General features: G+C 63.9%; 12 protein-coding genes. 3 read left to right on the top strand and 9 right to left on the bottom strand.

Annotation, left to right across the window (positions count from 1 at the left end; translation table 11 throughout):
• Positions 1-89: 89 nt before the first annotated feature.
• Positions 90-797 carry a DUF554 domain-containing protein gene (locus B071_RS0107070; protein WP_018526406.1) on the bottom strand — a complete coding sequence of 236 codons (708 nt, stop codon included), beginning with the start codon at positions 795-797 and terminating at the stop codon, positions 90-92.
• Positions 798-854: 57 nt separating this feature from the next.
• Here B071_RS0107070 and B071_RS16415 point away from each other — a divergent pair, with 57 nt between their 5' ends.
• Together B071_RS16415 and B071_RS16410 are read left to right on the top strand one after the other, a co-directional pair.
• Positions 855-1,352, top strand: a complete 498-nt coding sequence (locus B071_RS16415) for an outer membrane protein assembly factor BamD (RefSeq protein ID WP_018526405.1) — start codon at positions 855-857, stop codon at positions 1,350-1,352.
• Positions 1,349-2,611, top strand: a complete 1,263-nt coding sequence (locus B071_RS16410; RefSeq protein WP_018526404.1) for a galactokinase — start codon at positions 1,349-1,351, stop codon at positions 2,609-2,611. The genes B071_RS16415 and B071_RS16410 overlap by 4 nt, the downstream gene beginning before the upstream one ends.
• A gap of 15 nt (positions 2,612-2,626) precedes the next feature.
• Here B071_RS16410 and B071_RS0107055 read toward each other — a convergent pair whose 3' ends face one another.
• The 3 genes from B071_RS0107055 to B071_RS0107045 form a co-directional block, all read right to left on the bottom strand.
• Positions 2,627-3,460 carry a TerB family tellurite resistance protein gene (locus B071_RS0107055; protein ID WP_018526403.1) on the bottom strand — a complete coding sequence of 278 codons (834 nt, stop codon included), beginning with the start codon at positions 3,458-3,460 and terminating at the stop codon, positions 2,627-2,629.
• Between the two features lie 217 nt (positions 3,461-3,677).
• Positions 3,678-5,177 carry a phytoene desaturase family protein gene (locus B071_RS0107050; protein ID WP_018526402.1) on the bottom strand — a complete coding sequence of 500 codons (1,500 nt, stop codon included), beginning with the start codon at positions 5,175-5,177 and terminating at the stop codon, positions 3,678-3,680.
• Positions 5,178-5,213: 36 nt separating this feature from the next.
• Positions 5,214-6,956 (bottom strand): formate--tetrahydrofolate ligase, encoded by a 1,743-nt coding sequence (locus B071_RS0107045; protein ID WP_026245062.1) that lies wholly within the window; start codon positions 6,954-6,956, stop codon positions 5,214-5,216.
• Between the two features lie 1,116 nt (positions 6,957-8,072).
• Between B071_RS0107045 and B071_RS0107035 the strand changes: the two genes are divergently transcribed.
• On the top strand, positions 8,073-8,375 hold the full coding sequence (locus B071_RS0107035) for an antibiotic biosynthesis monooxygenase (RefSeq protein ID WP_026245061.1): 303 nt from the start codon (positions 8,073-8,075) through the stop codon (positions 8,373-8,375).
• A 15-nt stretch (positions 8,376-8,390) separates the two neighbouring features.
• Here B071_RS0107035 and B071_RS16400 read toward each other — a convergent pair whose 3' ends face one another.
• From B071_RS16400 to B071_RS16385, 5 genes are all read right to left on the bottom strand, one after another.
• On the bottom strand, positions 8,391-9,269 hold the full coding sequence (locus B071_RS16400) for an ATP-binding cassette domain-containing protein (protein ID WP_438829623.1): 879 nt from the start codon (positions 9,267-9,269) through the stop codon (positions 8,391-8,393).
• 77 nt (positions 9,270-9,346) lie between these two features.
• Positions 9,347-10,324, bottom strand: coding sequence for an ABC transporter ATP-binding protein (locus B071_RS19430; protein ID WP_498365801.1), 978 nt, complete (start codon positions 10,322-10,324; stop codon positions 9,347-9,349).
• A 74-nt stretch (positions 10,325-10,398) separates the two neighbouring features.
• On the bottom strand, positions 10,399-11,118 hold the full coding sequence (locus B071_RS20470; protein ID WP_498365800.1) for an ABC transporter permease: 720 nt from the start codon (positions 11,116-11,118) through the stop codon (positions 10,399-10,401).
• A gap of 401 nt (positions 11,119-11,519) precedes the next feature.
• Positions 11,520-12,635: an ABC transporter permease gene (locus B071_RS0107015; RefSeq protein WP_018526395.1), complete on the bottom strand. Its 1,116-nt coding sequence runs from the start codon at positions 12,633-12,635 to the stop codon at positions 11,520-11,522.
• On the bottom strand, positions 12,632-14,161 hold the full coding sequence (locus B071_RS16385; protein WP_438829620.1) for an ABC transporter substrate-binding protein: 1,530 nt from the start codon (positions 14,159-14,161) through the stop codon (positions 12,632-12,634). The genes B071_RS0107015 and B071_RS16385 overlap by 4 nt, the downstream gene beginning before the upstream one ends.
• Positions 14,162-14,282: the final 121 nt, after the last annotated feature.

The following is a 14,282-nucleotide window of genomic DNA, read 5'->3' as shown; positions in this document are numbered from 1 at the left end:
GGCCTCCGGGCCGGCTTCGGGTACTCCGTGCCTCCCCTCCGGGCCGGTCCCCTCTCAAGCCAGACCGGGGAAGCAGAACAGCGGCAGCGCTAGAGAATAAACCTGCCGATCCAGGGGTCGGCCACCACCAGAAGCACCACCACCACCAGGGCCGGAAGAAAGTCAGCCGTCTTTATCTTGCGCAGCTCCAGAAGNTTCAGGCCGATCATCACCACGATGGCACCGCCCGCGCCGCTGATCTCGCTCAGCATCAGGGGNGTCACCAGGGGAGACAGGAGCCCCGCTGCCAGGGTCAGCCCCCCCTGATAGAGCAGGATCGGGATCGCCGAGAACCCCACACCCAGACCGTAGGCGGCCGTGAGCAGCACCGCCATGGCTCCATCCATCACGGACTTTGTCAGAAGCAGCGAATAGCGTTGCTCCACACCGGCCTGAAAGGCCCCGATAATCGCCAGAGCCCCCACGCAGAAGAGGACCGTGGCCATCAGGAACCCCTCGGCGAAGGAATGATCAGACCCGGCGTGCCGGGGGAGCCTTCGCTTGATCATCTCGCCCCACCGGTAGATCCGGTCCTCGATCTCCAGGGCCGTTCCGGCGAGCCCCCCCACCACGAGGGAAATCACCAGATAGAGAATTCGCTCCGTCTCCAGGGCCATCTGGACTCCCAGAAGGATCGTCACGACCCCGATACCGGTGAAGACAACGCTCCGGAAATTCCCCCCCAGACCCTTTCCCGCCAGGAGACCCACCATCGTCCCCAGAATAACGGCGACAACGTTCACCACTGTAGCTATCATAGGAGCATGATTCTATCGAGCTTGCAGGAGCTCTGCAAACGTGCTAGCTTTTTCACGATGAGACAGTCGCACTTCCTCTCCGGAAAGAGCCTGCCGGCTCTGGCCTGTGTTTTTCTGCTTCTCCTCTCCGCAACGGCCCTGACGGGTTGCGAGAGCACCCCCGAGGAGATTCCTCCCGATCTCAGCCGCATGGAGATGTTCCAGCGAGCCCAGGAAGCGGCCGACCGGAACCAGTGGAATCTGGCCCTTCGCTATTACCGCGAGTTTTCCCGACGCTTCCCCGAGGACCGTGGCGCCATCATGGAAGCCAGGTACGAGATCGCCTTTATTTCCTACAAGCAAAAGAACTACGACGAGGCCCGGGAAGGCTTCGAGGCGATTATTGCCGCCTACGAGGACGAAGAGGCGAGGCAGGGTCTGCCCGAATGGCCCCTGGTGCTCGCGGGACGGCTCCTGGAGATCATCGAAGAACGAACCGGGGGAACCGAAGCCGGGGCTGGTGAAGCCACCGACGGGAGTGGCGCAGAAGGCAGCGCTGCGGACGGTGCAGAATGATACTGCCAATCCCGGAGATGCTGAGCCATGTAACCGACGGTCCCCGACGCGTGGCGGAACTGCAGCGGCGCTACCGCCGGACCTACGGAGCGGACCCCACGGTGGTGGTGAGCGCCCCGGGGCGCACCGAGATAATCGGGAACCATACGGACCACAACAACGGGCGCGTCGTTGCAGCAGCGATCACCCAGGACACGCTCGTTGTGGCCGGCCCGGCCCGGGCTCCCCGGGAGAGCACCCTGCGCCTTCTCTCCCTCGGCTGGGACCGGGAGTTTTCCCTGGACCTGGCCCGGCCCGATGAGGCCTCCCACGACACGGAGCGGCTCATGCTGGGGGTCGCCGAGGGGCTTGCCCAGCGGGATCTGCCCGCCCCCCCCTACTGGGGGTGCATGGAGAGCCGGGTTCTCCCGGGAAGCGGACTCAGCTCATCGGCAGCCCTGGAGGTCGCCCTGGCGGGGGTTCACGCTGTCCTGGCGGGGGTTAATATCTCGCCCCTGGAAGCGGCCCTGGCGGGGAANTACGCCGAGAACACCCACATGAACAAGCCCAGCGGGCTCATGGATCAGCTCGCATCGGCCCTGGGCGGTATGAACGCCATCGACTTCATCGAGCCCCGGGAGCCCCGAATCCACCGGATGGACGTGGATTTCTCCCGCACCAACCANACCCTGGTGGTGGTGCACACGGGGGGGTCCCACGCCGATCTCACCGATGACTACGCCTCGATTCCCCGGGAGATGGGGGCCGTTGCCAAAGGGCTGGGGGCAGAGACCCTCTCGGGAAGCTCCCGCAAGCAGCTCCTGGCGCACCTCTCGTCGCTCCGGTCCCAGGCGGGAGACCGGGCGATCCTGCGGGCACTTCACTTCTTTGACGAACAGGATCGGGTTCTGGCCTTTGCCGACGCAGCCGATTCCCGGAAGACCACGGAAATTCTCCAGATCATGAACGAGAGCGGCGACTCAAGCGCCAGACTGCTCCAGAATATTACCACCGGGGGAGCATCGCGGGATCAGTCTCTGGCCCTGGGGCTCGCCCTGACCAGATCGTACCTGGAACACCGCCAGGCTACAGGAGCTTGTCGCGTCCACGGGGGGGGCTTTGCCGGCACCATGCTGGCGGTCATTCCCGACGATCTGCTCCCCGAATACACCCGCGCCCTGGAACGGGCCTTCGGNGAGGGGTCCGTGGTCCCCCTGGAGATCAGACCCCAGGGGCTNGTGGCCGCCCACCTGGAGGGGGCGGAGGAACTCCTGCCGTAGCGGCCGCCGGCTGCTTCAGAGTCGGCGTTCCCGCTTTATCACGTTCCAGGCCTCCTGGATCTCCCGAAACCGTTCCGAAGCGTACTCTACAAACTCCTGGGGCATCCCCTGAGCCACAATCCGGTCGGGGTGGTACTCCTGCACCAGCTGGCGGTAGGTCTGGCGCAACTCCTCGTCGCTCGCCTCGGGCGTGAGACCCAGCACGGAAAAGGCGTAATCGGCTCCACCGAGATGCTTGTCTTTGATCGCCCGTAACTCCCCNGCCGAAACGCCCAGGACCGAGGCGACCGAGGCGATGATCTTCTCTTCCTCGGGATGNAATTCCTTGTTTGCCAGCGCCGTNTCGAAGAGCATNTCGATCAGACTTGCCCGGAGATCGGGCTGGTTCCGGGTGCACTGGGCAAACTGNCGGGCAAACTCCTCCACCGAGTAGGGCGAATTTTTTGCCTCGTTGAAGACCCGGATCGCAAAGGCGCGCTGTTGCCCCGTGACACCCATCCTGTCCAGGAANGAGACCACCGCCTCTCCCTGCTCCCGGGTAATTCTGCCGTCGGCCTTGGCGAGCTTTCCCAGGATGGAGAAGAGGGCCAGAAAAAACGCCGCCTGGCGCTCTTCGCGGTGACGGTCCTCCCGGCGACGCTCCTCCCGGTGCCGGGCCTGCGCGCCCGGGANGGGATCCTCCTGGAAGGCCCAGGCCCGCCGGGTACTTCCCTGCCGGGCTGCTCCTGCTTCCTGGGGCTCCTTGTCAAAGAGATGGTGCCCGATCGCGGCACCCGCCACCGCTCCCAGCGGGCCTCCTCCGATCACCAGACCGATCGTCCCTCCCAGTATCTTTCCAAACCAGCTCATTCCCGTTCTATCCTCTCTGTAATCGCGTCTCTGTCGNTGCCTGTCTGCACTCGCGTACTCCGGCCAGGGTACCCCTGGAGAGCTCCTGCGCCTCACACCCGGCCCAGCCGCGCCCGAGTCGAAGCAGAGGCCGGGCCCGCAGACAGGTAGCCCAGCCCCGTGAACTCTCCCGCGCCGGGCTGGCGACATACCAGGCAGCCCGGGGGTCTGTCCCCCCTTACCGGCCCTCACGCAGGCGGGAGGCTACCACCTCTCCGCTGATCATGCTCATGGTTGTNCCCGTCCCCGGGACGGTATACTGCCCGGCGTAGTAAAGATTTGACACCTTTTTCGACCTGTTTTTCAACCTGAACCAGGCCGTCTGAAAGAGGGTCTGACCCAGGCCGAAGGCGTTCCCCTTGAAGGCGTGGTAGTCCCGGGAGAACTCCCGCAGGGACATGGTCTCCTGAAAGATCAGATGTTTNCGTAAAGGCCGACCGGTTTTCTCCTCCATTCGGTCCAGCGCCTGATCCAGATAGATCTGGCGCTGTTTNGGGGTNTCTTCCAGCCCCGGAGCAACGGGGATCAGGAGAAAGAGCGCCTCCTTTCCCGGAGGCGCACAGGTTCTGTCCGTCCGGGATGGCAGGTGCAGGTAGAAGAGGGGCTTATCGATCCACCGGGGCTTCTCGTAGACCGCCTGAAAATGCTCTTCCCAGGGGGCATCAAAAAAGAAGGTATGGTGCTGGAACTCATCCAGGGGCCGATCAAAGGCAAGGTAGTAGTTCACCACAGCCGGAGCCAGGGAGAGGCGATCCCACTGGCCGGGAGAGACNGACCGGTATTCCGGCGANAGGAGCTGCTGCTCCACGTGGTGATAATCGGCGTTGGCCACCACCTGATCGAACTCCTCCTGATAGGTCTCGCCCGCCTGGGTGTGAACCGATGCGGACCGGGCACGCCCCTGCTCCACACGGAGGGCCGTTACCTCGTGACCCAGGCGGAANCGAACCCCCAGGTCCTCGCAGACCTGCTGCATCGCCCGGGCAACGGCGGAAAACCCGCCCTGGGGATACCAGGTCCCNAGAGAAAAATCGACGTGGTTCATGAGCGTATAGACCGCAGGNGTCTTCCCCGCCCGGCTGCCCAGAAAGACCACGGGAAACTCCAGGATTTTCCGGAGCGCCGGGCTCTGAACCTGTCGCCGCACCCGCGCNGCGTAGCTCTGAAAGAGGTTCAGCCGGGGCAGGTGCGGCACAACCCGGGGGTGCAGAAAATCGAAGATCGAATAATAGTTGCGGAAGATAAAGCTGTCCATGGCCAGGGTATACTTGGCCGCGCAATCCTCCAGGTAGCGGCCCAGACGCTCTCCGCTCCCGGGCTCGATCCCTTCGAAGACCTTCCGTGCTTCACCGGGGTCGGCCGGAATATCCAGGNAGAACTCCGGCCCCTCCCCGGGAGGGGTATCAAANTAGACGCGATAGCTGGGGTCGACCCGGTGGATCTCGTAGAACTCCTCCCGGGAACGGCCCATCTTCTGAAACCACTGGTCGTGCTCCCGGGGCATCCAGTACCAGCTGGGCCCCATGTCAAAGCGGAACCCCTCCCGCGTGAACTCGCGCGCCCGACCGCCGACCCAGCTGTTCTTCTCGAGAACTGTAACATCATAGCCGTCCCGGGCAAGGAACGCCGCCGCTGATAGTCCCCCGAACCCCGCGCCAACAACCAACACGCGCTTCATCGCTGCCTCCTGCGCCCCCGGCGCCCTTCTGCTGTACTAGAACAGTCCCGTGATCTGCCCCGTCTCTACATCGATGTCGACCCCGCGAAAGGCGGGAACGCTGGGAAGCCCCGGCATTGTCCGGATGTCCCCGGCCAGAGCGTAGACAAAGCCGGCACCTGCACTGGGCCGCAACTCCCGTACCGGAAAGATAAAGTTTTCCGGCGCATTTTTCAAAGCGGGGTCGTGGCTCAGGGAGAGATGGGTCTTGGCGATACAAACCGGCATGGTGCCGTAGCCCTCCTCCTCGTACCGTTCGATCTGGCGACGCGCCAGGGGACTCAGCTCGATATCTTTGGCCCCGTAGACCCGGGTTGCCACGGTACGCAGCTTCTCCTCCAGAGGAAGCGAAAGNTCGTAGAGGTGNCGCGGTTCGGTGGTGCGGGGTGCGTCGGCTGCCCGGGCCACGGCCTCGGCCAGGGCCGCAGCGCCCTCACCACCCCGGGCGTGATGGCGGGTAACCACGGCGTCGGCNGCCCCCTCGCGGAGCGCCGCCTCGCGAACCAGCGCGAGCTCCCCCTCCGTATCGGTGTCGAAGGCGTTCACCGCCACCACCAGGGGAACGCCAAAGAGAGCAGCGATCCTGATATGGGCACGCAGGTTGTCCAGGCCCGACCTCAGCAGATCGAGGTTNTCCTGGCAGTATTCCTGCGGCAGGGGGCGGCCCGGTGTCACGGNAGGCCCCCCGCCGTGCATCTTCAGGGCCCGGATCGTGGCGACCAGAACAACCGCATCGGGCATGATCCCGCTGACCCGGCACTTGATATCAAAAAACTTCTCCATGCCGATATCAGCACCGAAACCGCTCTCGGTCACCAGAAAACCGCCCCGGGCCAGGGCGATCCGGTCTGCCATGACCGAGGAGTTTCCGTGGGCGATATTGGCAAAGGGTCCCGCGTGAACAAAGGCGGGCTGGCCTTCCAGAGTCTGGAGCAGGTTGGGCCACAGGGCATCCCGGAGCAGTACCGTGGCCGCGCCAGCTACCCCGAGGTCCTCGGTTGTCACCGGCGCACCCCTGCGGTCCAGGGCCACCACGATCCGGCCTATCCGCTCCCGCAGGTCCCGCAGGTCCCGGGCCAGGGCAAGAACCGCCATAAGCTCGCTGGCCACGGTAATATCGAACCCGCCCTGACGGAGCGGCCCGTCGGCGAGCGCTCCCAGACCGGTGACGACGGAGCGGAGAGAACGGTCGTTCAGATCGAGGACGCGGTTCCACGATATCTCGTAGGGGTCGATGTGGACCTTCTGGATCCCCCGCTTCTGGAAGAAGGAATCGGACCAGCGTGACTCGTGGTACATCTGGTTATCGATCGCCGCAGCGATCAGGTTGTGAGCCGCCGTGATCGCGTGGATGTCGCCGGTCAGGTGGAGGTTGAAATCCTCCATGGGGAGAACCTGGCTGTACCCACCCCCGGCGGCACCGCCCTTTATTCCGAAGGTGGGCCCCTGCGAGGGCTGCCGTATGGCGCACATCCCCTTTCGTCCGATCGCCCCCAGCCCCTGGGTCAGGCCGACGGTGGTGGTTGTCTTTCCCTCCCCCAGCGGNGTCGGGGTGATGGCCGTAACATCGATGTACCGTGCTTCGGGGTGGCGCTCACCCCGGGCCAGAAGGGGGTCAACCTTGGCGATGTTTCTTCCCCAGGGAANCCACTCCNCCGGGGCGAGTCCGAGTCTGGCCGCGATGGTTTCAATCGGTTCAACCTGGGCGGCCTGGGCAATTTCCAGATCTGATAGACGCATTGTTGTGTTGTACCACAAAAAAGGGGTGCCGACAACGAAAACCTGGACCCGCCGCCCCGCAGGTTCGCCTGCCCGGGCACCAGCCCCACCGGAACCGGCAGCGGCACCGGCAGCCCCACCGGAACCGGCACCGGCCACCCGGGAAATCCAGATCTGCCTTATTCCGGCAGAAAGGACCTAAAAGGGAAGAAAATAGCGAACCCCGATGCCTGCACCGAAATTGGGAGAGGTATCGGGCACGATCCCCACACCGGGTGCTATCTCGGCAAAGAACTCCAGGGGCAGCTCCTCCAGGGGAAGCACCGAGAGGCCCAGGGGCACCCGAACCTCCACCCGGTGATCAGACCCGANCCGATAGGAGAGACCTCCTCCGACAAAGGGGGANAGATACCGNCCCCCCGCCGTCTCGATGATCGTCAGGTGATAGAGAGCGTTCGTGTGGAGATAGAGACCCGCGTCATCCTGAAAGGACCAGGCCAGGGCCGCGTCGACGGCGAACCCCGTCTCGGTAAACCAGAGTTTTGCCGTGAACCCCGAGGGTTCACCCAGAATGATACCGCCCCCGATAATAGCCGGCCCCTCGGCGAGCCCCGCCAGATCGACACGGCTCCGTTCCTCGGCCCGGCGGTCGGCCTGTCCCCAGAGAGGCGATGCCGCCGAAACCCCCAGGACGATCACCAGGGCCAGAACCCAGGATCGCCGAAAAAAAACCGGGGCCTTCCCTGCCCCTCCGTTACCGGGACTCCGGGTCGTCCCGGGATTCCGGTGTGTCCCGCTCCTTCTCGTATCGGGTTCTCTCTTCACGCTATCTCTGCTCACGCTCTTCCTGTTCACCCTATTCTTGTTCACACCAGACTCCTTGTCCCGGAACTGATTTGTTCCTCTCTCATCGTGCCCTGCAGGCTGCCCCGGGGGCACCCCCGGCACTCTATTCTATCGCAAAGATACGGCCTGGACCGCTCTTCGTCAAAGATCCGGCGACGCCCCGGGCCTTTGTGAAGGACGGCCCCGGCGCACCTCGTCGCTTCCCGGCCGATCCCTGCTTCTGCTTCTGCTCCTGCTCCGGAGCAGAAGATTTTGATTGCGAAACCGGGACAAGTATCGTACCGTATAGGAATGGAAGTTCGAGTCGTTATCATTTGCGTGAAGCCCGAATATTACGACCAGTTCGAGGAAATCACCGCCAAAAACCACGAAGCCTCCCTGGAGGAACCGGGGGTTCTTCGTTTCGACGTGCTGAAGGACGAGCAGAACCCCGGCGTCTACGCGCTCTACGAGATGTACCGCGACTCGGGGGCGATCCTGGCCCACAAGGAGAGCCGGCACTACAAGGAATGGCGCGACCAGGCAGAACCCATGATGGCCCACCCCCGCCACGGCATGGATTTCACGATCCTCTACCCGAAGAGCGAATCCTGAGGNCGAACCTCGGGGCTACCCCTCCCCCGGNCCCGGGGCNCCCTGAAAAGCGGCGCTCACCCGGTGTCCCGGGGCGATCTCGGTCATGATCAGCTCCCGAGGGTCTGCCACGGGGGGAACCGTGAGNTCTCCCGAGCCCGGAGGAACAGGAGGTTTCAGGNGCGTCTCGCTCCGGGGCCGCCCCAGAGCGGGCTGGGCGTCGAAGAGATACCTCGTGTAGGGGTGATGCCGCTCCCTCAGGAGATCCCCCGCCGGGGCCTCCTCCACCAGNACCCCCCGGTACATGACGCCGATCCGGTCGCACATATACCCCACCACGGCCAGATCGTGACCAATAAAGAGCATCGTCAATTTCCGCTCCTCCCGCACCTGAAGAAGCAGATTCAGAATCTGCCCCTGGATGGAAGCGTCCAGGGCACTCACCACCTCATCGCAGATAACCACCTCCGGCCCCGTGATGAGCGCCCGGGCGATGGATATCCGCTGACGCTGCCCCCCCGAAAAATCGGCCGGACGCCGGTCAAGATCGCCCGCCCGAAGNCCCACCTCTTCCAGAATTCGCCGGGCCTCTTCCTCGGCCCGGGCGCGCCCCGGCCAGGACGGTGCGTACCGGTACCCCGAGAGAAGCACCTCCCGAACGGTCATCCGGGGGTTCAGCGAGCGGGCAGGGTCCTGAAAGATATAGCGAATCCGGCTNCGCATCTCCTTCAAGGCCTGTCCCTCGACCCGCGAAAGGCGATACTCCTTTCCCTGGCGGCTGCGAAAGGTGATCTCCCCCGCCGANAGACGCTCCATCCGGACGATCAACCGGGCCGTGGTGGTCTTGCCACACCCCGATTCACCCACCAGGCCGTAGATCTCTCCCGGCTCAACGGCCAGGCTCAGGCCGTGCACGGCGTGGACAAACCGGTCCTGCCGGGCAAAGAATCCCGCATCCAGGGGGTAGCGCTTCTCCACGCGATCCAGGGTAATCACAGGCTTCCTCCAGGGTGCGGACCCTCACCAGAAGGGGGGGCNCCGGCGCCGGGAGAGACCGGCCCGGAACCCTTGGGACCGGGCACCAGACAGCGGAAGGAACTCTCGCCCTCCCTCCGCCAGGGAGGAAGCCCGCCACGGCATTCTGCGGTCACCAGGGAGCACCGGGGAGCAAANGGGCACCCCGGTTCGGGGGCCAGCGGATCGGGAGGCGCCCCCGTCAGCCCCTGCAGGGGCCCGTCCCGGTGGTGCGCGCCCAGAGGAACAAGCCCCCTCAGGAGCGCCTCGGTGTAGGGGTGCCGGGGCCGGGACAAGACATCCCCCGGGGGCCCNTCTTCCAGAATGACCCCGGCGTACATCACCACCAGCCGGTCGGCAAAGCCCGAAACNAGAGCCAGGTTATGNGTAATAAAGAGAATCGCCAGATTGCGCTTCCGCCGCAGATCCAGCAGAAGATCGATGATCCCCGCCTGGATCGTCACATCCAGAGCCGTGGTGGGCTCGTCGGCAACGAGCACGGCCGGTTCCGCCGCGAGGGCGTGGGCGATCATGATTCGCTGCAGAAGCCCCCCGGAAAACTGGTGAGGAAAGTTGTCGAGCCTCCTGGCCGGATCGGGGACCTTTACCTCCTCCAGAAGCCGGATCGACCGTTCACGGGCCTCCCGGGGNGAGATCTCCGGCGCGTGGGCCCGCAGGGTCTCGCTCAGGGAGGCNCCCACGGTATAGAGGGGGTCAAAGGAGCGGCCCGGCTCCTGAAAGATCATGGCCGCCTCCTTGCCCCGGTACCGGCGCAGCTCCTCCGCCTTCAGGCGGGCGATATCCTCTCCGCGGTAGAGGATCTTCCCCCCCGTGATCGCTCCGTTGCCGGGCAGAAGCCGCAGGATCGAGTGGGCCGTGACGCTCTTGCCNCTCCCCGACTCGCCCACCACCCCCAGAATCTCCCCCTGATCGAGGCGGAAAGAGACGCCCCGCACCGCCCGGAGCGGTCCCCCGGGCACGGCGAAGTCCACCTGAAGGGCCTCCACGGCGAGAAGTTCTGTCTTCGTCGTCACGAGGTCTCCTTTCGTTTCCGGGGGGAGGGTCGCTCCCGATGGTAGGGATCCAGGAGATCCCGCAGAAGATCACCGATGAAGTTAAACGCCAGAGTGGCCAGAAGCAGAAAGAGCCCGGGATACAGAAACCAGGGAAAGTTCCTCAGGTTCGCCAGGGTGGAGATCTCCCGGTTCAGGAGGCTTCCCCAGCTCACGGCGGGGTCCACGATCCCCAGACCGAGATAGCTCAGGACGGTCTCNCCCAGGATAAACCCGGGAATCCCCAGAGTCACACTCACGATGAGGATCGAGGACATCTGGGGGATGATGTGACGAAAGATGATCACCAGGGGGGGAATGCTCTCGAGCCGGGCGTTGACCACAAAATCCTCGCGCTTGATGCTGTGCACCAGCCCCCGGATAAGGCGGGCGCTCCCGGGCCACCCCACAAAGGAGAGGATCACCGTGATCAGCATAAAGGACTGGCCCGAATCGAGTTCCCGCGAGAGAAGGCTCCTCAGAAAGAGGATCAGATAGAGACCGGGAATGAGGATCACGAACTCGGCGATTCGCATGATCAGCCAGTCGATCCAGCCTCCGTAGTAGCCGGCGAGCCCCCCCAGAGCGATGGCGATCGAGAGGGAGATCGATATCCCGATGAAACCGATGGTGAGGGATATCCTGCTGCCGTAGAGAATCCTCGAGAAGAGATCCCGGCCCAGGTTGTCGGCACCCATAAGAAAGACGGGATAGGTTCGCCCCCCCTGCTCCCAATCGGCGCCCCGTTCGTCGTAGGCCTCGTCCGTCCCAAAAAGACGGACCCTTCCCGGCAGGACCCCCGCCAGACGGTAGGACGAACCGGTGGTAAAGAACCGGATCGGCACGTACTCGCCCCGCACGGGCGCGTAGCGCCAGGTCGACTCATCGATCAGGACGTGTTTCTGTATCTGCGGCCGGAACCCCAGCTCCCGGGAATAGAANCGGAGGTTGGGCGGATGGTAGGCGTGCTCGCGGAAGACCGTTCCCGCCCGGTAGGGCGCACAGAACTCGGCCAGAATCATGGTCCCGTAGAGGATCACCAGGACCAGCACCGAGGCGCCCGCCAGGGGTCGGCGCAGGAGAATACCGCCGGGGCTCCTCACCGGTCCGCTCCAAACTTGATTCGAGGGTCCACCAGGGCGAGCAGAATATCGCTGATCACCATGCCGGAGAGTACCAGAAAGCTGATAAACATGATGTTTGCCAGCACCAGGTTCACGTCTTCCTGGCGCACCGCCTCGAACATGAGGCGGCCGATGCCGGGATAGGAGAAGATAATCTCCAGGATCAGGGAGCCCGAGAAGAGGCTCGCCAGGAGGTTGGCGCTGGAGGTGATGTAGGGGTTCAGGGTGTTGCGGAAGGCGTGGGCAAAGTAGACCCGACCCTCGCTGATTCCCCGGCTGCGCAGGCTCGTGATGTAGGGTTGCCCCAGCTGGTCCAGCATGGTTGCCCGGATCATGCGCAGGGTCCCCCCGATGCCGCCCAGAAAGGCCCCGATCAGGGGGAGCAGAATGTGGTGAAGGTAACTGAAGGTGAACTTCAGGGGGGCCTCGGACCAGGGGAAATCGGGATAGGCCGTGATGGGAAAGATTCCCGAAACCGAGGCGAAGAGCTGCAGCAGGATCAGGAGCAGGAGCCCCGGAAAGGCGTGCAGCACCAGGGCCACCACGGTGGCCACCACGTCGGTGCGCGTTCCCGCCTTGGTGCTGAAATAGATCCCCAGGGCGAAGGAGATGATCGTCAGGAAAAAGAGCGATATCAGGTTGAGGATCAGACTGTTGATCATGCGGTCCCTGATCAGGAAGAGCACCGGCGCCCGGGATATCAGGGTTCGGCCCAGATCACGCTCCACCACTACCCGCCTGAGCCAGGTTGCGTACTGGATGTAAAAGGGCTGATCCAGACCGAGNCTGGCCCGGGCAGCGGCGATCGCCTCCTCGGTGTACTGGTGGTCGGGCTGGCGAAACTCGCTGTCCATCATCATCTGGCTGCGCACGTAGGTATCCACGATGTCCCCCGGGGTGAGAGACATGAGCCCGAAGACCCCCAGCCCGACAAAAAAAAGAATTGTCACCATGGAGAAGAGGCGTCCCGCGATGAACGACGCCAGGGGAAAGGCCTCGCGGAAGAGGATCACCGGCCGGGCCAGAAGCCGCAGGACCTCACCGGGGGTTCCCGGGGACCGCCGGGGAGCGCCTCGCCGGAGGGCGATCATGAATTGNNGCTCCCCATGGCGCCTCCTGCAGATGGTGGTCCCTGCAGAAAATAGTACATGCTGTCGCTGCCGCCCAGGGTATCAAAAAAGACGTTTTGCCAGCGATCCCGGATCGCGAAGAAGGAAAAGGGATGGACCGTGTAGAGCAGGGGCAGCTCGGTCAGGATAATCCGCTGGAACTCGTCGTAGATCTCCTTGCGCCGTTCCTGATCGAGGGTGAAGCGGCCCTCGTTATAGAGGTAGTCCACACGGGCCTCCCACTCCGTGGCGGGGCTTTCCTGGAGGGGGTGCCAGAGGTGAAAGTTCCCGCTGGACTGCCAGACGTTGCTGCCGCTCTCGGGCCAGTAGTTCACGCCCAGCGTCACCAGAACGACCTCCCAGTCGAAGGTTGAGGTGAGCCGCTCCACCAGGTTCTGGAAGTCGATGGGGCGTACCCGGGCGGTGATCCCGACATTTTCCAGCTCATCGGCAAAGATGTTGGCCATGTCTATTCCTGCGGTGTTTTCCGCACCCAGGCTGATGGTAAACTCGATGTGGTTGCCCCGGTCGTCGTAGAGAAGGCCGTCCTCGCCGGGGGTGATCCCGATCCCGGCGAGCAACTCGAGCGCCCGCTCGGGGTTGTAGGTATACTCCAGCCGGATATCCTCGTCGAAGAAGGGGTTGGGGGGAGCAAAGAAGTGGTAGGCCGGTGAGGCCAGGCTCCGGTAGACCTGACGGGCGATCCGGGGCCGGTTCAGGAGACTGCTCATGGCCTGGCGAAACTCGCGTTGCATGAACCAGCGGTGTCGCTGGGGGTTAATATTGGCAGGGTTCTGGTTGAAGGTGAAAAACGAGGCCCCCAGAGAGGCCCCTCCGCGATAGATCGAAAAATCGCGGGTTCCGATGCGCAGGAGCTCGTCCAGCTGCTCGGGTCGCACGGAGTGGCTGTCCTTGGTACCCTCGCGGAAGAGCAGGTAGGCGGTGTTCTCATCGGGGACGATCCGGTAGATCAGCCGCTCGATATAGGGGAGCCGCTGACCGGCCTCGTCCCGTCTCCAGTAGGCGGGGTTCCGCTTCATCACCGTCCGGACTCCCGGGGTGTATTCCACAATGTGGTAGGGCCCCACGCTGGGAATGGTGGTCACGTCGGTGTCCACGCTGAGCACGTCCAGAAGAGCCTCGCTCCCCCCCTCGGCCTTGGCGGGCTCGAAGATATGTCGGGGCCAGACCCGCATATTGGTAGAGAGAATCGGGTTTGCCACGATCCGGGGGAAGGTGAAAACCACCCGGCGTGTGTCGATTTTCTCCACCGTAACGCGGGCGCTGCTCCCGTCGGGCATCTCCACAAACTGCCCGGGGTAGCCGGGAAGGCGGAGACTGGGGTTGCCCTCGACCTGATCGTACCAGAAGACAATATCGTCGGCCGTCACGGGAATCCAGGTCTCGGGGTCCGAGTCGGGCGTGGTCCAGTAGAGATCATCCCGAAGGGTGTAGAAAACGCGGAGCTTGTCCTGGTCATGATCGACCTCCACGGAGAAGGAGGCCATCCGGGGGATAAACTCCCGCCGGTACACGTCATAATCGGCCAGGTAATCGCTCAGGTGATTCACAATTGCCCGGGTATCACCGTCCCGGGCGGTGAGGTCGTTAAAGGANTTGGGGTCGCTC

Source organism: Alkalispirochaeta alkalica DSM 8900, from assembly GCF_000373545.1.
Taxonomy (GTDB): domain Bacteria; phylum Spirochaetota; class Spirochaetia; order DSM-27196; family Alkalispirochaetaceae; genus Alkalispirochaeta; species Alkalispirochaeta alkalica.
Note: the sequence above shows the minus strand (reverse complement) of the source record. Positions and strands in the feature narration are given on the sequence as shown.